We start from the raw sequence: 17,856 nt of genomic DNA on the forward strand, positions 1-17,856 counted from the left end.
GTAGTGCGTCAGATGCGGGCCGCGAGCCGGGTGCCCTGCTCGATGGCACGTTTGGCGTCGAGTTCGGCTGCGACGTCGGCGCCGCCGATGACGTGGGTGGTGACGCCGGCGACCGTCAGTTCGTCGACGAGGTCACGCACCGATTCCTGACCTGCGCAGATCACGACGTTGTCGACGGCGAGGGTGCGGGGCTTCTCGCGTTTGGCGCCGAATGTGATGTGCAGGCCGTCGTCGTCGATACGCTCGTAGTTGACCCCGGACAGTTCCTGCACGCCCTTGTTCTTCAGCGCTGCCCGGTGAACCCAGCCCGTGGTCTTCGCGAGGCCGGCGCCGATCCGGCCGCTCTTGCGCTGCAGCAGGTACACCTCACGCGGCGACGGCTCGGGAATGGGTGTGGTGAGGGCGCCCGCTGCCGCTTCGGGTTCGGTGACACCCCACTCCTGCTTCCACTCCTTCAGGTCGAGCGTCGGGGAGTGCTCGTGGGTGAGGAACTCGCTGACGTCGACGCCGATCCCGCCGGCTCCGATCACCGCGACCGACTGCCCGACGGGCTTGCCGCCCCGCACGACCTCCGGATACGTGAGCACCTTCGGGTGGTCGATACCCGGAATGGACGGAACGCGCGGCGTCACCCCGGTCGCGACGATCACCTCGTCGTACTCGCCGACCAGGTCGGTCGCGGTGACGCGGCTGTCGAGCCGGACGTCCACACCCGCGAGCGGAAGCTGGCGGTTGTAGTAGCGGATCGTTTCCGCGAACTCCTCCTTGCCGGGGATCTTGCGGGCGATGCCGAACTGGCCGCCGATCTCCGAATCCGCCTCGAACAGGGTCACCGAGTGGCCGCGCTGTGCCAGGCCCAGTGCCGCCGACAGTCCCGCGGGTCCGGCGCCGACGACGGCGACACGCTTCGCGGTCCGGGTGGGCGAGAGCGTCAGTTCCGTTTCCCGGCCAGCACGAGGATTCAGCAGGCACGACACGTGCTTGCGCACGAAGGCGTGGTCGAGGCAGGCCTGGTTGCACGCGATGCACGTGTTGATCTCGTCGGGGGTGCCCGCCTCGGCTTTCCGCACCCAGTCGGGATCGGCGAGCATCGGGCGCGCCATCGAGATCAGCTGTGCGTCACCGCGGGTCAGGATTTCCTCGGCGACCTCCGGCATGTTGATCCGGTTCGACGCGGCCACGGGGATGCTCACGTGCTTCTCGAGCTTGCCGGTGATGTCGGCGAACGCGGCCCGCGGCACCGACGTCACGATCGTGGGGACACGGGATTCGTGCCAGCCGATGTCGGTGTTGATGATGGTCGCGCCCGCGGCCTCCACTTCCTGTGCCAGCGAGACGATCTCGTCCCACGTCTGACCGCCCTCGACGAGGTCGGCCATGGACAGTCGGAAGATGATGATGAAGTTGGGGCCCACCGCCTGACGAGTGCGGCGGACGATCTCGACGGCCATCCGTCTGCGGTTCTCGGGAGTGCCGCCCCACTTGTCGGTGCGCTTGTTGGTGCGCTCGCACAGGAACTGGTTGATGAAGTAGCCCTCGCCGCCCATGATCTCGACGCCGTCGTAGTTCGCCTGCTGCGCGAGCCGGGCGCAGCGGACGAAGTTGCGGATCTGCCAGCGCACGCCGCGGCCGGTGAGTTTGCGGGGCCGGAACGGGTTGATCGGGGCCTTGATGGACGAGGCCGAGACACTGAACGGCTGGTAGCTGTACCGGCCGGCGTGCAGGATCTGCAGGGCGATCTTGCCGCCCTCGTCGTGCACCGCCTTCGTGATCGCGCGGTGCCTGCGGGCCTCGATACGGTTGGTGAGCTTGGCGCCGAACGGCAGCAGCCAGCCCGTCCGGTTGGGTGCGTATCCGCCGGTGACGATCAGTGCGACACCTCCGCGCGCACGCTCGGCGAAGTACTCCGTCAGACGGGGAACGTCCTTGGCGCGATCCTCCAGGCCGGTGTGGATGGAACCCATGAGCACGCGGTTCTTCAGTGTCGTGAAACCGAGGTCGAGGGGTGTGAGGAGCTGAGGGAACTGTGTCACTGGCGGCGTGTCCTTACTGTGCGAGCGCGTCGAGTACTTCTTGACACCAGTCGGCGAATCCCTCTTCGACGCGGATTCCGCCGCGCAGGACGAGGTACTGGTGCAGGGCGGCCCCGGAGAGCTGGTCCGGTGCGGGAAAGTCACGTTTTTCGATCATGCGGTAGACCTCGAGCCGGGCGGCGTGGCCGTCGCGGTGGCGACCGACCTCGGCCGTGAGTGCGGCGATGTCACCGTGCTGAGCGGCGCGGATCTTCACTGCCAGCTCGTTGCGCAGGTGGTTCGGCTCGGTCGGTTCGGCGATCCAGCGCTCGAGTTCCGCGCGCCCGGCCGCGCCGACCCGGTACACCTTCTTGTCGGGTCGGCCATCCTGCGCCACGACCTCGGCGTCGACCCATCCGGACTCGTCCATGCGTTTGAGGACGCGGTAGATCTGCTGGTGGGTGGCGCTCTGGAAGAAGCCGATGGACTTGTCGAACCGGCGCGCCAATTCGTAGCCCGAGCCGGAGTGCTCGGTCAGGGAGACGAGGAGCGCATGTTCGAGTGCCACGAACAGAAGTATGTATGCAACGAGGTGCGTATGCAACTGAGTGCACACTAAGTCCTTCCTTCCGAGCGGGACGCTCGTAGCGTCAGACCGCACGAACTCCCCGTTCGCTCGCATAGGCTCGCGGGCATGAGCACCGACGTTCGTCCGCCGGCCGGGATCGGCGAGGCCGCGACGCGCAGACAGGTTGTCGCGTGGGGATTGTGGGACTGGGGTTCGGCGGCCTTCAACGCCGTGATCCTCACGTTCGTGTTCTCCGTGTACCTGACGGACGCGGTAGGGGAGGACCTGCCGGGGTCGATCTCCGCGAGCACGTGGCTGGGATGGTCGCTCGGAATCGCCGGTTTCCTCATCGCCGTGCTCGCCCCCGTCACCGGTCAGCGATTCGACGCCGCCGGACGACGCAAGTGGGCGCTCGGCGTCCTCACGTTCGCGACGGTCGGGTGCATGGCGGCGATGTTCTTCGTCCGCGACTCGTATCAATACCTGTGGCTCGGGCTGGTGCTGCTGGCCGCGGGTTCGGTGATCTTCGAACTGGCCGGCGTCCCGTACAACGCGATGCTCAGGCAGGTGTCGACGCCGGCGAACATCGGCCGGGTGTCCGGGTTCGGCTGGGCGATGGGCTATTTCGGTGGGATCGTGCTCCTGCTGCTGTGCTACTTCGGATTCATTGCCGGTGACGGAGACAATCGGGGATTCCTCGGGCTCACGACGGACGGCGGTCTGAACATCCGGATGGTCGCGCTGCTCGCCGCCGTTTGGTTCGCGGTCTTCGCGATTCCCGTGTTGCTGAAGGTCCCCGAGCTACCCCGCCCGCACGCGGATCCAGGTGCGGACAAGGCCGGCTTTGTCGAGTCCTACCGGGTGCTGTGGCGTGATCTACGCGACCTCTGGGCCGCCGACCGGCGCACCGTCTACTTCCTGGTGGCGAGTGCGTTGTTCCGCGACGGACTGGCCGGTGTCTTCACGTTCGGCGCCGTCCTCGCCGTCAACGTCTACGGCATCAGCGCGGGTGACGTGCTGCTGTTCGGCGTCGCGGCCAACGTCGTCTCCGCGCTCGGTGCGCTCACCGCCGGCCGGTTCGACGACCGGATCGGCCCGAAGACCGTGATCATGACGTCGCTGATCGCGATGATCGTCGTCGGTGTGGTCCTGACGGCCGTCTCGGGACCGGCCATGTTCTGGATCTTCGGACTGCTGCTGTGCCTGTTCGTCGGTCCCGCGCAGTCGTCGGCGCGCACGTTCCTGGCCCGGATCACACCGCCCGGCCGGGAGGGGCAGATGTTCGGTCTGTACGCGACCACCGGTCGCGCGGTGTCGTTCCTCTCGCCCACCCTGTTCGGATTGTTCGCCTGGTGGTTCGCGGCGGATCGGGCGGGGATCATCGGACTGGTGATCGTGCTCGCGATCGGGCTCGCCGCGCTGACGGTGGTGAAGGCGCCCGAGCGCGACTAGCGCCGCGCGCGATTGTCGTCGATCCGGAGCTTGTCCGGGAACAGCCGCCGCTGTGTCAGCCAGCCCGCCGCCGCCACGACGATCCAGATCAGCGTGGCGAAGAACTGCTGGGTGCCCTCGTTCGGATCCTCCAAGAAACGCAGCGGGGGGATGGCCAGGCCGAGCCCGGTCAGCACCAAGCTGGCGCCGCCGAGTGCGGTGAGCCACAGCAGTGCCCGGGCTCGGTACCGGTCGGCGATGAAACCGCAGGCGACGGCGAGCGCGACGATCACGATTCCGCTGAGGATCCAGCTGGCGTCATCCGGTTGCAGAACACGACTGAGCTTCGCTCCGATCACCGCGCCGGCGATGATCCCGATGAAGAATGCGGCGAACTTGAAGATCAGAGTGGTGGCCGCCCACACCACGACCGCACCGATCGCCGCGACCAGGAACGTCGTCCCGAGTGACAGCGACAGCAGGTCGGACACGAGCCAGCCGAGGCCGAATCCGGAGGCGAGAACGGCGACGTGCAGTGAACCGACACCGGCGAAGCACAGAACGGCGCCGACCAGAAGGATTGCGATGCCACTCATGGTGCCCTCCCAGGGTGCACGAGACGAGTAGTGCCATCAAACCAGAACGGACGCCCCGTCGAGGGGAACAGCGGATTTCAGTTCGGTGTGGTTCCGGTGCGCGTGAGGATTGCGTCGGCCAGGGCGCCTGGGCGCTGCTCCGGAATCCAGTGCGTGGCATCGTCGAGCACGACGAATTCGTACGGCGCATCGACGAACTCGCCGCATCGCTCGGCTGCCGCACGACCCAGTGCGATGTCGCCGGTGCTCCAGACGTAGGTCGTGGGAACGGTGACGACAGGCGTCTGCTCGAAGTCGCTCGTCATGGCGCGGTACCAGTTCAGCGCGGCGGTCAGAGCTGCCGGTTCACTGAGCAGCGCGACGTGCCGGTCGACGAGCGCCGGCGCGACGACGTCACCGAACATCGCGCGCAGCGCCTGCGCGTTGTCGTCGAGGAGGACCCGCTCGGCCTTGCCTTCCATCCTCAGGAGGCGGATGTAGGAGGAGCGTTCCTTCTGATCGGCGTCCTCGCGCAACGCCCAGCCGAACGCGCCGGGATGTGGCACCGACACGGTGGTGAGCGAGGTGATCCGGTCGGGGTGCCGAGCGGCGACGACCCACGCCACGGCGGCTCCCCAGTCGTGCCCGACGAGATGCGCCGAGTCGAGGCCGAGTGCGTCGAGGAGCCCGATCACGTCCGCGACGAGGTGGTCGATCCGGTAGGAGTCGACTCCGTCGGGTCGCGCACCCGGCGAGTATCCGCGCTGGTTCGGCGCGTACGTCCGCAGACCGGACTCGTTCAGCAGGGCGCTGACGGGTTCCCAGGACGCGGCGCTCTCCGGAAACCCGTGCAGCAGAACGACGGGGACGCCGTCGGTCGGGCCACCGACCGTGACGTCGAAGGTGAGCGGACCTACCGGGACGTGGGTGTGCTCGAGGAGAGTCGACATGCCCCCACCGTACGGCGAGAGCGCGACTACGTTCCGGGATTCCACCCGCTCATGCCGAGCATGATCAGGCGCAGTTGCCGTTCGGCGCGCGCGACCACCTCGGCCTCGCTTCTGCTTCCGGGACGATCGGCCTCGAGCAGATCGACGACGACGGCGAACATGGTGGACACGATCAGGTCTGCCGCCATCTCCAGGTCGTCGTGGTCCCAGGTCTGCAGACCCTCGATGCGGGACAGATCCACCGTGAGTTCGCTGACGAACAGTTTCATCTCGGTCGCGATCGCCCGGCGAATTTCCGGGACGCCGCCGTAGCGTTCGCGGCTGAGGAACCGGAACTGCGCCTCGTGGGTGCGGACCTGCCGCACGAGGATGTCGAGGGATGCGCCTGCGCTTTTGGTGCTCGGGGTGCGCCGGGCGTCGCGGAGCATCTGCCGCAGAATTCGCATGCCCTCCTCGACGAGCACCACGCCGAGCTCCTCGATGGACGCGAAGTGGCGGTAGAACGCGGTGGGCACGATTCCCGCGGTGCGGGCGATCTCGCGCAGGCTCACGCCGGCGAAGCTGCGGTCGGCCATGAGTTCGAGAGTGCCGTCGAGAAGGGCCTTCCTCGTGCGCTCCTTGCGGGCTGCCCTGCTCTCCGGTTCGGCGCCGGTCGACTGACTCACGGCAGTGAGTGTATTCGTGGGGGTGCCGACACCCGTCATCTCCGGGTGCTCGTAGTCGTCATCCGGCATGCGTATCCGATCCCTGCCTCGAGTGTGCGTGCGGTCACATTCTGATTGACAACTTCCTGTCCCCCTCTGTCACACTATTGTCAGTGTACAACCGTGCACTCAAATGGAGGAGGCTGACGTGTCAGTTGCTCACACCAGTCGTCCGGCGGAGGGACGCAGGTTCTCGCTGCTGTCGTTGTTCGAGGCGATGGCCACTCCGCACCAGCTCGACCGCTACCTCGAGCTCGTCACTCCCATGGTCACCGTGCGCGACCTGCGTGCCGAAGTAGTCGAGGTCCAGCGGTCCACCGCCGACACCGTTACCCTCACGCTGCGCCCCACCCGTCAGTGGCGCGGATTCCGTGCGGGGCAGTTCGTGCAGGTCGGCGTCGTGATCGACGGGGTTCGGCACACCCGGTGCTACTCGCCGGCCAATGCACAGGCGTCCACCGACGGGCTCGTCGAGCTGACGATCAAGGCGCATCCCGAGGGTCTGGTCTCGCAGTACCTGCACGCGCACGCGAGCCCCGGTCTCGTGCTCGATCTGTCACAGGCGGCGGGCGAATTCACCCTTCCGTCTCCTCGCCCGCGCCGGCTCCTGCTGGTGAGCGGAGGCAGCGGAATCACCCCGGTTCTGTCGATGCTGCGCACCCTCGTCGACGAGCAGCACTTCGGAAGCATCACTTTTCTGCACTACGCGTACACCGAAAACGACGTCGCGTACCTGAACGAGTTGCGCGCACTCGCGGACGCGAACGCCAACGTCTCCCTCGTACTGGCGTACACCGATCAGGAGACCGGCGGCCATCTCCACGGGTTCTTCGGCCAGGAGCACCTCGACGCGGTGGCGCCCTGGTACGCGGACGCCGAAACCTTCCTGTGCGGCCCACCCGGACTGATGCGTGGCGTTCGGGAGGTGTACCGCGAACTCGGCATCGAGGACCGACTGCACACCGAGGAATTCGCTCCCGCCGCAGCCCCGGCGGAGGGTGAGGCCGGTGGCGAGGTGTCCTTCACTGCCAGCGGTGTCACTGCGGACAATTCCGGAGCGACGCTGCTCGAACAGGCGGAGGCCGCCGGGCTCCATCCCGAGTACGGGTGCCGGATGGGCATCTGCTTCTCCTGCACCACGGTGAAGAAGTCGGGGTGCACCAAGAACGTCCGCACCGGCGACACCGACACCGATCCGGACAAGGCGATCCAGCTGTGCGTCTCGGTTCCGGTGGGCGACGTCGCCCTCGACATCTGACTTTCACTCGACATTCAACGTTTGGAGACCGGCATGTTTGGACTCTCACTCTCGTTCCTCCCGTTCGTCGACGGCTCCGACGGTTCCCGCAACGACGCCCCGGTGGTGCTCAGTCACGACCAGGTCGAAGAGATCGGCCGGGAACTGGACGCCCTCCGCGACCGGACGGTTGCGAACCTCGGCGCCGAGGATCGCGAATATATCTACAAGATCATCAAGGCGCAGAGGGGATTCGAGGTCGCCGGCCGCGGTTTGATGTACCTCGGCTTCTTCCCACCGGCCTGGATCGCCGGGGTCGGGGCTCTCGGTGTGTCGAAGATTCTCGACAACATGGAGATCGGGCACAACGTCATGCACGGCCAGTACGACTGGATGCGTGAACCGAACCTGAACTCACGCGTGTTCGAGTGGGACAACGTCTGCCCCGGTGATCAGTGGAAGCATTCCCACAACTACATGCACCACACGTACACCAACATCCTCGGCCGGGACCGGGACATCGGCTACGGCATCCTGCGGATCGACGAGGCGCAGAAGTGGAACCCCTACTACCTGGGGAACCCGGTGTACGCCTTCGTCCTGATGATGCTGTTCGAGTGGGGCGTCATGATGCACGACCTGGAAGCGGAGAACGTGATCCAGGGCAAGCGGAAGTGGAACGATGTCAAGCCGCTGCTGAGCGGCTGGTGGCGCAAGGCGGGCAGGCAGGTGCTCAAGGACTACGCGATCTTCCCGGCGCTCACCGGGCCGCTGTTCGTCCCCACACTGCTCGGCAACGTGACCGCCAACCTGATCCGCAACGTGTGGGCGTACTCCATCATCTTCTGCGGCCATTTCCCCACCGGTGTGCAGAGTTTCACCGAGGACGAGACCGCGGAGGAAACCCGCGGGGAGTGGTACGTCCGGCAGATGCTCGGCAGCGCGAACATCGAGGGGAGCCCGCTGTTCCACATCATGTCGGGCAACCTGTCGCACCAGATCGAGCACCACCTGTTCCCGGACCTGCCCGCCCACCGGTACCCGGAGATGGCCCCCGTCGTGAAGGCTCTGTGCGAGAAGCACGGGCTGCCCTACAACACCGGTGGCTTCTTCAAGCAGATCGGCTCCGTGTGGGGGAAGATCTTCAAGCTCGCACTGCCTCCCGGTCTCATCTCGTCCGACACGCGTCCCGGTGTTATCGTCGAGCGGCAGAAGACTGCAGCCTGAGAGGCGAAACACATGGTGGGGAAGTTCGAGCGGCGCAAGGACACCGTGCAGGAACTGACGGAGTCCGCGGCCACGCACGTGGGCCAGATCGCGACGATAATCGCGGGCGCCGTCCGGGACGTCACCCGGGAGATCGGTGACTGGGTGTCCGACGGTATCGAGATGCGCGAGGCCGCGAAGAAGGCCCGCGACGACGAGGGCGAGGACGAGCCGGTCGACTGAGTAAAGCGACCGGGCGTATCGACCCAGGGTAAGAGATGCGGCCGCCGAGGATGTGTTCGATGCACCCTCGGCGGCCTTTCTGCGGACAGGGCTCCGGCCGATGCTGGTTGCAGCACGACAACCGCCCCCCGGAAGGAACCCATGTCCCCACCACGATCTCCACCACGGCGCGCATCGCCCTCGCCGGCATTGCGGCCCTTGCTATTTCGCTGACCGGTGCCGCAGGCATGGCGTCGGCCAAGCCGATCTGCGAGACCGGCTGTTCGCAGCCCCTGCCGACCAAGAACCCGAGGCCCGACGTCAAGCAGATGTGCTGGGTCGAGTGGGGTCAGACGCAGTGCCAGGTGAGCTGACGCGATCGCGCTGTCGAACGGTGGGCACGGCCGGCGACGGTCGTGCCCCTTTTCGTTCCGTCAGATGACGCCGAGCGAGATCATGGCGTCGGCCACCTTCACGAAACCGGCGATGTTCGCGCCATGCACGTAGTCGCCCGGCATGCCGTACTCGGCGGCGGTGGCCACGGTGCGTTCGTGGATGCCGCGCATGATCCCCGCCAACCGCTCGTCGGTGTACTCGAATCCCCACGAGTCGCGGGATGCGTTCTGCTGCATCTCGAGTGCCGACGTGGCGACACCGCCCGCGTTGGCCGCCTTGCCCGGGGCGAACGCCACCGCGGCGTCGCGGAACACCTGCACGCCCTGCGGGGTCGTGGGCATGTTCGCGCCCTCGGCCACAGCCTGCACGCCGTTCGTGACCAGGGTCTTGGCTGCCGCTTCGTCGAGTTCGTTCTGGGTGGCACAGGGGAGCGCGACATCGCACGGCACGTCCCAGATGGATCCGTTCGGCACGAACCGGGCGTGCGGCACCGCGTCCGCGTACTCGCTGATCCGTCCGCGCCGCACCTCCTTGATCTCCTTCAGGAGCTCGAGGTCGATGCCCTTCGCGTCGACGAGGTATCCGGAGGAATCGGAGCTCGCGATCGCGATTCCGCCGAGCTGGTGCACCTTCTCGATCGCATAGATCGCGACGTTTCCGGAGCCGGAGACGACGACGGTCTTGCCGCCGAGTGAGCTGTTCGCGGCCTTCAGCATTTCGGCGACGAAGTAGGCGACGCCGTACCCCGTCGCCTCGCGACGCACCTGCGAGCCACCCCAGGTGAGTCCCTTACCGGTGAGGACCCCCGACTCGTAGGAGTTGGTGAGGCGCTTGTACTGGCCGAACAGGTAGCCGATCTCGCGCCCGCCGACGCCGATGTCACCTGCCGGGACGTCGGTGTACTCGCCGATGTGGCGATGCAGTTCGGTCATGAACGACTGGCAGAACCGCATGATCTCGGCCTCCGAACGACCCTTGGGGTCGAAGTCGGAGCCACCCTTGCCGCCGCCGATCGGAAGTCCGGTGAGGGCGTTCTTGAAGATCTGCTCGAAGCCGAGGAACTTCACGATTCCCAGGTTCACGCTGGGGTGAAACCGCAGACCACCCTTGTAGGGGCCGAGCACACTGTTGTACTGCACGCGGAAACCGCGGTTGACGTGCACGTTGCCGGAGTCGTCGACCCACGGCACCCGGAAGATGATCTGACGCTCGGGCTCGCACAGTCGCTCGATCAATCCGGAGTCGGCGTAGTGGGGATGGTGGTCGAGCACGACCTGGAGCGACTCGAAGACCTCGGCGGCTGCCTGGTGGAACTCGGGTTCGCCGGCGTTCCGCAGGCGGACCTGCTCGTAGATCTCTGCTACCTGGTCGCGCGTTGACACAGACCCACCTGCCTGACGTGTGAGGAATTCGTTACCTGACGTTTACTTTGGAAACTATAGACCTGGTGTCAGGCGTCCTGTATCAGCGCCGGGTGGAGAGGTCAGGACTCCCGCGGTGGTGTGCGGGAATGCATTGCGACAGACGTGTTCTCGACGGCCTCGCCGCAGTGCGCGCAGCGGTGTTCCAGCTCCAGTGAGTGTCCGCATTCGTGCACGAGCACCGACGGCGCCTCGTCGACGGCCCACTTGCTGCCCCATTGGAACAACGAGAGCAGCAGCGGTCGCAGGTCCTCGCCCGCCGGGGTGAGGTGGTACTCGAATCGGGGAGGGTGTTCGGAGTACTGCCTGCGTTCGATGACGCCGACCTCCTCGAGTTTGCGCAGTCGCGCGGTGAGGATGTCGCGCGAGACGCCGATGTATCCGGCAATCCGGTCGAAGCGGTGCACTCCGTAGCTCAGTTCGCGGATCACCAGCATGGACCAGCGGTCGCCGATCAGTTCCATGGTGGCGGCGATCGCGCAGGGTCTCGGCGTCAGCGGCACGCGGTCCATGACGATCTCGGGTGTCGCTCGCTCGGTGTCGGCGTTGTCCATGCCTTTCATCATAGAGGGTTGTGTTTTCCAACTGATAGGGATTACTGTCGGGAACGTAGTTAGTTGGAAAACCAGACTTACTCTCTCGAAGGGGTCGTCATGACCACGATTCAAGATCGAACGGTGCTGGTCACCGGAGCCAGTCGCGGGCTCGGACGTGCCTTCGTCGCCGAGGCGCTCGCGCGAGGTGCGCGAACGGTCTACGCCTCGGCGCGTGACGCGTCGACGATCGAGGAGCACCCACGAGTCGTGCCCGTGCAACTGGATGTCACGAACCCCGAATCGGTCTACGCCGCCGCGGAGCTCGTCGGGGATCTCGGCGTACTGATCAACAACGCCGGCATCCTCGTCGGCGAGTCGCCGCTCACGGGTGATCTCGACGGAATGCGCCGCGAACTCGAAACCAACCTCTACGGGCCGCTCAACGTCACCCGCGCGCTCGCGCCGATCATCGCCGCCAATGGAGGCGGCGCGATCCTCAACGTGCACTCCGTCCTGTCCTGGCTGGCCATCGGTGGCTCGTACAGCGTCTCGAAAGCGGCTCTGTGGAGTGCCACCAACGCCATGCGCGCCGAACTCGCGGCGCAGAACATCCAGGTGGTCGGGCTGCACCTCGGGTACATGGACACCGACATGACGAGCGGTCTGGACGTGCCGAAGATCTCCGCGGCCGAGGTCGCGCAACTGGCCTTCGACGGCATCGAGTCCGGCGCTCACGAAGTCCTCGCCGACGACACCACCCGCACCGTCAAGGCGGCACTGTCGGGCGACCTCGACGTCCTCTATCCGCAGCCGGCGCAGCAGGGGGCGGCGTAATGAGCGAGTCCGGAAACGGTGCAGTGGCGACCGTCGGGGACGTGGCGGACGCTGAGTGGGGAGAGATGCGGTCGAGGACCGTCGAATGGCGCGACCCGGCAGGTCCGGCGCGGAAAGCGCGAGAACTCGGCGGCCTCGGCTACCTGCGGGCGATCCTCGGCGGCGACATTCCCGCGCCCCCGATCGCGAGCCTGATGAACCTGCGGTTCCTCGAGGCCGAACCCGGGAGGGTCGTCTTCGCGCTGGACCCTGACGAGTCGCAGTACAACCCGATCGGCGCCATCCACGGTGGCGCCGTGTGCACCCTGCTCGATTCGGTCGCCGGCTGCGCCGTGCACACCACGTTGCCCGCGCGGTGGGGCTACACCTCGGTCGAGATCAAGGTCAACTACATCCGCGGGGCGACCCGGGACTCCGGGGCCCTCACGGCCACCGGCGTCGTGAAGAAGTCGGGTCGCCGCATCGCGTTCGCGGAAGGGGAGGTCACCGACTCGCAGGGCCGCCTCGTCGCCACCGCCACCAGCACCCTGCTGGTGTTCGAGGTTCCACCGGAAAGCTGACACCGAAGCGAAAAGCACTGAGCGAGTAAAGGCGGCTGAACGCGGGAACCCGCCACTCGCGGAGGATGGTGGCGGGTCCCGGTGCACCGTTGCCCGTCGGGTTGGGGCGATGCGCAAACAAGACTAATTGGTCGGTTTGTTACGCGCCAGTACGGAACCCCGGGTACGGACGACGGGTGCAATACCTATCGGACGGTCGTACAGGATGCCGCCGCTCGAAGCCCCCCTGCGACCTCCCGAAGTTTGATGTACTGAAAGTCGTCCTCATCAGCGTCATCCCCAGAGCGGTCAAGGAAGGCAACCACATGGGCACGATCACTACCCAGGATGGCACGGAGATCTTCTACAAGGACTGGGGAACCGGTCAACCCATCGTGTTCAGCCACGGCTGGCCGCTGTCGGCCGACGACTGGGACACACAGATGCTGTTCTTCCTCCAGCACGGCTATCGCGTCATCGCCCACGATCGGCGCGGTCACGGACGCTCCACGCAGACCGGCGACGGCCACGACATGGACCACTACGCCGACGACCTCGCGGACCTGACCGCGCATCTCGACCTCCGGGACGCCATCCACGTCGGCCATTCGACGGGCGGCGGCGAGGTGGTGCACTATCTCGCGCGGCACGGAGAGAGCCGGGTGGCGAAGGCCGCACTGATCAGCGCGGTACCGCCGCTGATGGTGAAGACGGAGGCGAACCCGGGCGGCCTTCCCAAGGACGTGTTCGACGATCTGCAGGCACAACTCGCCACCAATCGGTCGAAGTTCTACCGCGACCTACCGTCGGGTCCGTTCTACGGATTCAACCGACCGGGCGTGGAATCCTCGGAAGCGATCATCGAGAACTGGTGGCGCCAAGGGATGATGGGCGGGGCCAAGGCTCACTACGACGGCATCGTCGCCTTCTCGCAGACCGATTTCACCGAGGATCTGAAGAAGATCACGGTGCCGGTACTGGTGATGCACAGCGAAGACGACCAGATCGTTCCCTACGCCGACGCCGGACCCCTGTCCGCGAAGCTCCTCGCGAACGGGACGCTGAAGACGTACAAGGACTTCCCGCACGGCATGCCCACCACGCAAGCGGAGACGATCAACGCCGACCTGCTGGCGTTCCTGAAGGGCTGACGCCGGACCCCCGATTCCTGTTTATCCAGGTGATCGGGGGTTTTCGCCTGTCGGCGCTCCGTCGAATGAGTGCCCCCGGCAGGATTCGAACCTGCGACCAAGAGATTAGCGGTTTCTATCGCTCGGGAGAATCCGTGAACCACCAGAATCCCGACAAATTGCAACTAGAGCAGGCATGATGCCGGTTCGTGAGCGTTCATGGTCGTTCACGCTTCGTCACGCATAAGTGGCGGATAAACGTGGGATGCCGAATAAACGTGGGATCTGGTCCCGGAAGGCGGAAGACCCCCGCATCGCTGAGGTTGCAATGCGGGGGTCTCCTGTTGCCACCCCGGAGGACGGGGGTGTGTCCTCGGGTGGGGCCCCCGCACCGGCGACCAGCGTCTCAGGAAGGGGACCGGTGCGGGAGGTTTGTGGGGGGTCAGGCGGGCACGAGTCCGGCCGCAGCTTCGGCGTGGGTGGCGACGGTCGGCTGTGCGCCCTTCGCGACGGCGTGGCAAAGGAACCACACCGAGCGGTGCGCCTTGTCGGCGTCAGCGAGCAGCTGAGGCCGGGCGAACCGGTACAGCAGCGGCTGCGTGACATCACCGCCGGTCAGAATGCCGTGACGGCGGAGTCCGTCGGCGGTGGACCACACCTCATTCATTTCATCCGTGAGCCGTCCGGCGGTCGCGTACGCCTCCGCGACAGCGGGGGTGCGGTCGACGGGGTTCGGGCCATGTTCGAGGACGATGGGTGCGACCTGCAGCAGGTCACCGGTGATCCGGTCGGCCCATGGGCGTAGCAGGTCGGTGACCAGGGCGTCGCCCAGCTGGCGGAGGGCGGCGGTGCCCTGCTTGTTGTACCGGAACGCGACCTGATTGATCAGGCTCTGCAGCTGCTTGTTCGTGCCGGTGTCGGCCAGTTTGTGCAGGTACGCGCCGACTTCCTTCGGCGCCAGCGACTTGTCGACCAATCCGTCAGCGACGTGCGCGAGGATGTCGGCTTTCTCGGCGTCGGTGGGGGTGAGTTCGCGCAGTGCCTCGATGACGAGGGCCTGCGATTCGGCGAGTTCGGTGAGGGTGGCGCGGGTGCGGGTCACCGGCTTGGTGAGGGGCACGTCCGCGCGTTTGAGCACCCGTTCGAGGATGGAGCGGGCGGCGGCCAGGTCATAAAGGTCGGCCTGAGGCGGGGTGGCGGTCATCGGGGTCCTGCCTTCTCGGGTGGGGTGGGGGTGTTTCAGCTGGTGAACGCGGGTGGTGCCGGGGTTTGCCGGGCACGTTGGCGTGCGTTGATCCGTTCCCGCATCCCGCCGGTGAGGCGGTCGGCCCTGGTGACGACGGCGGCGAGGTCTGCCAGCGCGATGTCGGTCAGCTCCCGGGCGCGTAGGGCGTCTGCCTTGCGGCGGGTGCGGTGCAGGGCGCGGGTGTCGGCGTCCAATTTCCGCAGGATGGGGGCGTAGGTGGCCATCGGCGGCATGTCCAGCATTCGGCTGTGAATGTCACCGAGACCCTTCTTCGACCCCGCGATATATGCCAGTGCGCGCAAAAGGTGATCGTCCGGCAATTCCGCGATGGGACGCGTGGGCACATACGGGACTTTCCCCAGGTTAGGACGCTTGTCAGCATTTCCGTTGCGCATCATGCTAACTATCTTATTTGGGCACCAGCTCCGATGGAATGCCTTGCGGGACTTTTCCGCTCGAATTCTGCCGTGAGCGTACTCACGAATTCCGTTGCAGCAGAGCTAGTGTCAGAGCTTGGCACAACCCATTGGTGTCGGTGGCTCCTGGAAATGGGGGCCTCGACGCCGAAAAGCGTTGTCAGAGCTTGGTATAACCCGCCCAGAAAGCTCGACGCGTTTGTTCGCCTGCCCGTTCTCTGCGCGACTTCGAACCGGGAAGTGCAACCCGAAGATTCTCGGCGCAAATAGCAATTTGCACCCCCGCGCTGGATGGGCTGCGCAGCTGGACGTCCGGCGGCGATTAGCTCGCTGACCAGCTTTTTCATCCCCCGAGTCGGTGACGATGTCATGCATCGGGTGACGCTCGCGGTCACGCAAGGACTCAGCGCGTTGCCCACCAACCAGGGCAAGCCATGGGGCTCGTCGAGCACCAGGGCGTGCACAATGCTCGGCCACCGGGCATTGAGTCGAATTTGCGCGCAAATTGTCGTGACGTCGCAGGTCAACGCAACTTTCGCATCGGCATGCAGCTAGTGAGCGATGAGTGAGTGACTGAGTGATTGCGTCTCTACATCACAGCGCAATGATGCAGGTCAGTGGTTGTGTGCGCTGTGCTGCACTCTGCTGCGTGTTGGTGCCCATCCTGCTGCGCCTCACAGTGTCAGGGCATTGCATAACCCCTGGTGTGCATTGGGCATTGGCCTTGCCGGTGTTGGTGGGTAGGCGCGCATATGGGCGGCCCTGGTGGTGGGCTTATGGGGGCGGTTGTGCGTGGATTTCTTCCGCACGCGCGTGCGTACGCGTGCGCGTGGAAATTTCTGCTGTTACTTTGCGCTATTTGTGCCTACTCTGCCGCACTATTGCGCAGCTGCCCGATAGCCCTGCGCAGCCGCATGTATGCGTTCTGCGTATTCGGCGTCGGCTTTGTCCAGCACGGCCGCCTCAAGCAGGTCAGCGGCGTCCTTGGGCGCGAAGGTGGCCATGTGGATGACGGCGGCCAGCACGGCGTCCCGCCCTGGTCGGGTCATGATGATTGCTCCCCAGTCGAACCGTCTCGGCAGCAAGTCCGGGGCGTCCACGGCTTCCCACCCGGGCGGGGCCATGGCCAGGGCGGCTTTGCGGGCGGCCTCGAAACTCGGATAGGTGTTTGTTGCTGGTCGGGCGAGGATTTCACCGGCCACGGGAATCCCGACCAGGCTTACCGCGTAGGGCATGGGGCGGGGGTGTCATCGGAAACGGCGAGGGCGCTCAACTGCCGAATGTGTGGGTACGCGGAAGCCTCGAAACCGCTCGTCGGCTGCCCGAAATACCGGTGAACGGCCAGCACGCCGTGGAAGAACACGTAGGTCGGCGACAGCATAAAACTCGCCATCTTGGACCGGCTTATGTGCAGGGCGGCCAGGCCGACACCTTCCCTGCTCGGCTCCAACGGCACCAGGTCAGCCACCGCAAGGCTGTTCGGGTTGGCGTGGACGGCCGCCGAGTGGATTCGCCGAGGAATTCGGCTGGCAGCGGTATGTCGGCGTGGGCGATGAACTCGCGCAGCATCTGCGTGTCGCTCGGCATCACCGAGTCGATGTACAGGCGTCCCCGGCTCTTCGACTTCCGGGGTGTCATCCCAGCCTTGTCGGCCGCAGCGATCAGTTCGTCGATGTCGCGCTGCACCCGCGTCTTGTACTGGGCGCTCTCGACGTCGTCCCCGCAGTGCTGCAACTTCTCCTCAAGGGCGTTCAGCTGCACATTCATGTGCCTGCGAATCCGCTCTGACGCGTCGACACCGGGCGCGAGAAGCCAGTGCGCCGCTGCAGTGGCATTCAGGACGGTACGACCGAGCGAAATCGGACTGAACAAAACACCCTCAGCGGGTATCAGGTGGCCGCAGCCGCGTAGGTGATCCTCAGCGTTGTTCAGGTACCGGATGGCTTCGGAGTGCACATTTCGCATGGGCATTTGGCTCCATGGCCCCACAAATCGCCGCTCGGCGTTGTGGTCCTTCCAGGCCGCACTGCCCGACTTGTACGGCGGTCCGAAGTCGGCTGGATCGCTTCGGTAGGCGTCGACCACGCCGAGCACCATTGCGCCGAGCTGCTGGAAAGGGTGTGTCATGAGGCTGAGCGTAAAGGTGCGGGGTGACAACACCCCTCTGCCCACGCTTTGTGTTCCCAGAGTCGCGCCTCGTGATCGTCTGGTAATTCTCTCTCATCAGTACCGAACTGATTGCTCGGCACAAACGCGTCGCACGATCCTCATTTAATAACCCCGGCTAGCTCGTGCGCTGAAATCATCGGCTGCGAAGCAAGTCATCTATACATCTGTACACAGACTGTGGCGTAGAAAAACAGTGCGGGATCGCTACACCCTGCGGAGCTTTGACAATGCTTGGCCACGGACTGCTTGCAGCGACGCGGCCGC

General features: G+C 65.7%; 19 protein-coding genes. 8 read left to right on the forward strand and 11 right to left on the reverse strand.

The genetic code is table 11. The features are described from left to right. Positions 1–8: 8 nt before the first annotated feature. The gene (locus ACFVJ3_RS11325) at positions 9–2,033 is read right to left on the reverse strand and encodes an FAD-dependent oxidoreductase (RefSeq protein ID WP_378452131.1); all 2,025 of its coding nucleotides are present in this window, start codon (positions 2,031–2,033) and stop codon (positions 9–11) included. Positions 2,034–2,046: 13 nt separating this feature from the next. Next, a complete protein-coding gene (locus ACFVJ3_RS11330; RefSeq protein ID WP_378452132.1) occupies positions 2,047–2,580 on the reverse strand; it encodes a PadR family transcriptional regulator in 534 nt (177 codons plus the stop codon). Between the two features lie 126 nt (positions 2,581–2,706). On the opposite strand from ACFVJ3_RS11330, the gene ACFVJ3_RS11335 reads away from it, so the two are divergent. Next, the gene (locus tag ACFVJ3_RS11335) at positions 2,707–4,032 is read left to right on the forward strand and encodes an MFS transporter (RefSeq protein ID WP_378452133.1); all 1,326 of its coding nucleotides are present in this window, start codon (positions 2,707–2,709) and stop codon (positions 4,030–4,032) included. Here ACFVJ3_RS11335 and ACFVJ3_RS11340 read toward each other — a convergent pair. From ACFVJ3_RS11340 to ACFVJ3_RS11350, 3 genes are all read right to left on the reverse strand, one after another. Next, entirely contained in the window at positions 4,029–4,607 is a 579-nt protein-coding gene (locus ACFVJ3_RS11340) for a DUF4203 domain-containing protein (RefSeq protein WP_378452134.1), read from the reverse strand. The genes ACFVJ3_RS11335 and ACFVJ3_RS11340 overlap by 4 nt on opposite strands. 77 nt (positions 4,608–4,684) lie before the next feature. After that, positions 4,685–5,536, reverse strand: a complete 852-nt coding sequence (locus ACFVJ3_RS11345) for an alpha/beta fold hydrolase (protein ID WP_378452135.1) — start codon at positions 5,534–5,536, stop codon at positions 4,685–4,687. A gap of 26 nt (positions 5,537–5,562) precedes the next feature. After that, a complete protein-coding gene (locus tag ACFVJ3_RS11350; protein ID WP_378452136.1) occupies positions 5,563–6,270 on the reverse strand; it encodes a TetR family transcriptional regulator in 708 nt (235 codons plus the stop codon). A gap of 118 nt (positions 6,271–6,388) precedes the next feature. On the opposite strand from ACFVJ3_RS11350, the gene ACFVJ3_RS11355 reads away from it, so the two are divergent. From ACFVJ3_RS11355 to ACFVJ3_RS11370, 4 genes are read left to right on the forward strand one after another with little or no spacing between them, the layout of a single operon-like run. Next, positions 6,389–7,498, forward strand: coding sequence for a ferredoxin reductase (locus ACFVJ3_RS11355; protein ID WP_378452137.1), 1,110 nt, complete (start codon positions 6,389–6,391; stop codon positions 7,496–7,498). 33 nt (positions 7,499–7,531) lie between these two features. Beyond that, positions 7,532–8,704: a fatty acid desaturase family protein gene (locus ACFVJ3_RS11360; protein ID WP_378452138.1), complete on the forward strand. Its 1,173-nt coding sequence runs from the start codon at positions 7,532–7,534 to the stop codon at positions 8,702–8,704. Positions 8,705–8,716: 12 nt separating this feature from the next. After that, positions 8,717–8,926: a hypothetical protein gene (locus ACFVJ3_RS11365; protein ID WP_378452139.1), complete on the forward strand. Its 210-nt coding sequence runs from the start codon at positions 8,717–8,719 to the stop codon at positions 8,924–8,926. Between the two features lie 59 nt (positions 8,927–8,985). Continuing rightward, on the forward strand, positions 8,986–9,279 hold the full coding sequence (locus ACFVJ3_RS11370; protein WP_378452140.1) for a hypothetical protein: 294 nt from the start codon (positions 8,986–8,988) through the stop codon (positions 9,277–9,279). Positions 9,280–9,339: 60 nt separating this feature from the next. On the opposite strand, the gene gdhA is transcribed toward ACFVJ3_RS11370, so the two are convergent. Next, positions 9,340–10,683, reverse strand: coding sequence for an NADP-specific glutamate dehydrogenase (gdhA, locus tag ACFVJ3_RS11375; RefSeq protein WP_378452141.1), 1,344 nt, complete (start codon positions 10,681–10,683; stop codon positions 9,340–9,342). A gap of 101 nt (positions 10,684–10,784) precedes the next feature. Continuing rightward, positions 10,785–11,288, reverse strand: a complete 504-nt coding sequence (locus tag ACFVJ3_RS11380; RefSeq protein WP_378452142.1) for a winged helix-turn-helix transcriptional regulator — start codon at positions 11,286–11,288, stop codon at positions 10,785–10,787. Between the two features lie 87 nt (positions 11,289–11,375). Here ACFVJ3_RS11380 and ACFVJ3_RS11385 point away from each other — a divergent pair, with 87 nt between their 5' ends. The 3 genes from ACFVJ3_RS11385 to ACFVJ3_RS11395 all read left to right on the forward strand — a co-directional run bounded on the left by ACFVJ3_RS11385 (position 11,376) and on the right by ACFVJ3_RS11395 (position 13,782). Beyond that, positions 11,376–12,092, forward strand: coding sequence for an SDR family oxidoreductase (locus ACFVJ3_RS11385; RefSeq protein ID WP_378452143.1), 717 nt, complete (start codon positions 11,376–11,378; stop codon positions 12,090–12,092). After that, positions 12,092–12,652, forward strand: a complete 561-nt coding sequence (locus ACFVJ3_RS11390) for a PaaI family thioesterase (RefSeq protein ID WP_378452144.1) — start codon at positions 12,092–12,094, stop codon at positions 12,650–12,652. The genes ACFVJ3_RS11385 and ACFVJ3_RS11390 overlap by 1 nt, the downstream gene beginning before the upstream one ends. Positions 12,653–12,957: 305 nt before the next feature. Further along, positions 12,958–13,782 carry an alpha/beta fold hydrolase gene (locus ACFVJ3_RS11395; RefSeq protein WP_378452145.1) on the forward strand — a complete coding sequence of 275 codons (825 nt, stop codon included), beginning with the start codon at positions 12,958–12,960 and terminating at the stop codon, positions 13,780–13,782. 421 nt (positions 13,783–14,203) lie between these two features. Here ACFVJ3_RS11395 and ACFVJ3_RS11400 read toward each other — a convergent pair whose 3' ends face one another. From ACFVJ3_RS11400 to ACFVJ3_RS11415, 4 genes are all read right to left on the reverse strand, one after another. Further along, on the reverse strand, positions 14,204–14,965 hold the full coding sequence (locus ACFVJ3_RS11400) for a hypothetical protein (RefSeq protein ID WP_378452146.1): 762 nt from the start codon (positions 14,963–14,965) through the stop codon (positions 14,204–14,206). Positions 14,966–15,000: 35 nt separating this feature from the next. Continuing rightward, positions 15,001–15,351 carry a hypothetical protein gene (locus ACFVJ3_RS11405; protein WP_378452147.1) on the reverse strand — a complete coding sequence of 117 codons (351 nt, stop codon included), beginning with the start codon at positions 15,349–15,351 and terminating at the stop codon, positions 15,001–15,003. Between the two features lie 950 nt (positions 15,352–16,301). Beyond that, a complete protein-coding gene (locus ACFVJ3_RS11410) occupies positions 16,302–16,658 on the reverse strand; it encodes a hypothetical protein (protein WP_378452148.1) in 357 nt (118 codons plus the stop codon). A gap of 169 nt (positions 16,659–16,827) precedes the next feature. Next, on the reverse strand, positions 16,828–17,550 hold the full coding sequence (locus tag ACFVJ3_RS11415) for a hypothetical protein (protein ID WP_378452149.1): 723 nt from the start codon (positions 17,548–17,550) through the stop codon (positions 16,828–16,830). Between the last annotated feature and the right edge of the window lie 306 nt (positions 17,551–17,856).

It is taken from the genome of Rhodococcus sp. NPDC127593, assembly GCF_042671975.1.
Lineage (GTDB): Bacteria > Actinomycetota > Actinomycetes > Mycobacteriales > Mycobacteriaceae > Rhodococcus_F.

Excerpts from the sequence above, each read along its gene's own strand:
- ACFVJ3_RS11335 (WP_378452133.1), top strand. The coding sequence starts at position 2,707 with ATGAGCACCGACGTTCGTCCGCCGGCCGGGATCGGCGAGGCCGCGACG.
- ACFVJ3_RS11340 (WP_378452134.1), bottom strand. The coding sequence starts at position 4,607 with ATGAGTGGCATCGCAATCCTTCTGGTCGGCGCCGTTCTGTGCTTCGCC.
- ACFVJ3_RS11345 (WP_378452135.1), bottom strand. The coding sequence starts at position 5,536 with ATGTCGACTCTCCTCGAGCACACCCACGTCCCGGTAGGTCCGCTCACC.
- ACFVJ3_RS11350 (WP_378452136.1), bottom strand. The coding sequence starts at position 6,270 with ATGCCGGATGACGACTACGAGCACCCGGAGATGACGGGTGTCGGCACC.
- ACFVJ3_RS11360 (WP_378452138.1), top strand. The coding sequence starts at position 7,532 with ATGTTTGGACTCTCACTCTCGTTCCTCCCGTTCGTCGACGGCTCCGAC.
- ACFVJ3_RS11365 (WP_378452139.1), top strand. The coding sequence starts at position 8,717 with ATGGTGGGGAAGTTCGAGCGGCGCAAGGACACCGTGCAGGAACTGACG.
- ACFVJ3_RS11370 (WP_378452140.1), top strand. The coding sequence starts at position 8,986 with ATGCACCCTCGGCGGCCTTTCTGCGGACAGGGCTCCGGCCGATGCTGG.
- ACFVJ3_RS11380 (WP_378452142.1), bottom strand. The coding sequence starts at position 11,288 with ATGATGAAAGGCATGGACAACGCCGACACCGAGCGAGCGACACCCGAG.
- ACFVJ3_RS11385 (WP_378452143.1), top strand. The coding sequence starts at position 11,376 with ATGACCACGATTCAAGATCGAACGGTGCTGGTCACCGGAGCCAGTCGC.
- ACFVJ3_RS11390 (WP_378452144.1), top strand. The coding sequence starts at position 12,092 with ATGAGCGAGTCCGGAAACGGTGCAGTGGCGACCGTCGGGGACGTGGCG.
- ACFVJ3_RS11395 (WP_378452145.1), top strand. The coding sequence starts at position 12,958 with ATGGGCACGATCACTACCCAGGATGGCACGGAGATCTTCTACAAGGAC.
- ACFVJ3_RS11400 (WP_378452146.1), bottom strand. The coding sequence starts at position 14,965 with ATGACCGCCACCCCGCCTCAGGCCGACCTTTATGACCTGGCCGCCGCC.
- ACFVJ3_RS11410 (WP_378452148.1), bottom strand. The coding sequence starts at position 16,658 with ATGCCCTACGCGGTAAGCCTGGTCGGGATTCCCGTGGCCGGTGAAATC.
- ACFVJ3_RS11415 (WP_378452149.1), bottom strand. The coding sequence starts at position 17,550 with ATGACACACCCTTTCCAGCAGCTCGGCGCAATGGTGCTCGGCGTGGTC.